General features: G+C 61.2%; 1 protein-coding gene. It reads right to left on the bottom strand.

The genetic code is table 11. The features are described 5' to 3' along the window. Positions 1 to 6: 6 nt before the first annotated feature. A complete protein-coding gene (locus tag O0K41_RS22225; protein ID WP_087786704.1) occupies positions 7 to 1227 on the bottom strand; it encodes an ISL3 family transposase in 1221 nt (406 codons plus the stop codon). Between the last annotated feature and the right edge of the window lie 81 nt (positions 1228 to 1308).

A 1308-nucleotide genomic window follows, 5' to 3' on the forward strand; every position in this document is an offset into this window, starting at 1 on the left:
GGTTCTTCACCCAAGTCCGGGGAAGGCTGCACGGATTTTGAGGAAGAAATAGGCGTCGTCTCGGTATCCGTAGGCGACGCGCTTGATGACCTTGATCTTGTTGTTGATTCCCTCGACCAGATTCGTTCCAAGGGGCCATCGGCAATGAGCCAGGATGCCTGGCAGATAGGGCTGTAGGCGACGGACAAACGTTCGCAGGGGCTCCAGGCGGCTACGCAATGCGCGCTGTCGCCAGCTCTTCCACGCTTTTGCTGCCCAGGCCTGGCTACGGTAGCGCCAGAGCTGCTTCAAGTCGTCTTTCAGCACATAGCTCGTCAATAGGGCCTTGTTGGCAGCCAGCAGCTCCTTGAGCTTCACTCGTTGATCGGCCGGGACGTTCTGCCGGTTGCGCAGCAAGAGCCAGCGAGAGGTCTTCACCACACGCCGGGCAGGTTTGTCCTGACGCAGCCTGTTGGCTTCATCCACGCGGACCCGGTCGATGACCTCCCGACCGTATTTGGCCACCACATGAAACAGGTCGTAGACCACTTCGGCGTTTGGGCATTGGGCTTTCACTTCCAGGTCGAATGCCGAATTCATGTCCATAGCAACCGCCTGGATGCGTTCGCAGCCGTCCTTTCCGAGTAGCTCAAAGAAGGGACGTACGTCTGCGCGGCTGCGTCCTCGACCGACCCAAAGCACGCGCTTGCGTGATGGTTCGACCACCACCGTGGCGTAGCGATGCCCCTTTTGGATCGCAAACTCATCCATCGCGATCACCCGGACGTTCGATAGGTCCACCGGACCCAGCGTCCGCACCAGATGCCTGAAATCAAGCGCCTTGACCGTCTTCCAGTCCAGGCCATGCCACTTTGCGGTGGCATGGATGGAGGCCGTGGCACACATGCGTGCCACGCTCTGCGCCAGCCGTTGTGTTACCCGGGCATGTCGCTCCAGCCAATCCAGATGCTCAAGTTTTGGCCCGCAGCGAGGACAGGCCAGCCGCTGGCGCTGGACTTCCAGCTCGACCGGCTCATCGAACACGGGTAGATCACGGACCCGCCGGAGCGTCTGGTCATGGATGGCCACCACCCACTTGCCACATCCGCTACAGCGTCGGCGGCGGCGTGAATCAGGCAGCAGCGAAAGCACCAGCCAAGTGGCTCCTCCACGCGCCTCCCGGCGCCATCCATCCAGGCGATATCCCGCCCAGCATCCCAGCAACGGCATACAATCCAGCTTGGCCACGGCCGGCCCCAGTTTGTAGTCTCGACAACCACAATCTAGCGGGTCGGCCGTGAGCCTCTCCCCTCAGATGGGAGAAGAACC

Source organism: Stenotrophomonas sp. Sm2128 (genome assembly GCF_030985535.1).
GTDB classification, from domain to species: Bacteria; Pseudomonadota; Gammaproteobacteria; order Xanthomonadales; family Xanthomonadaceae; genus Stenotrophomonas; species Stenotrophomonas maltophilia.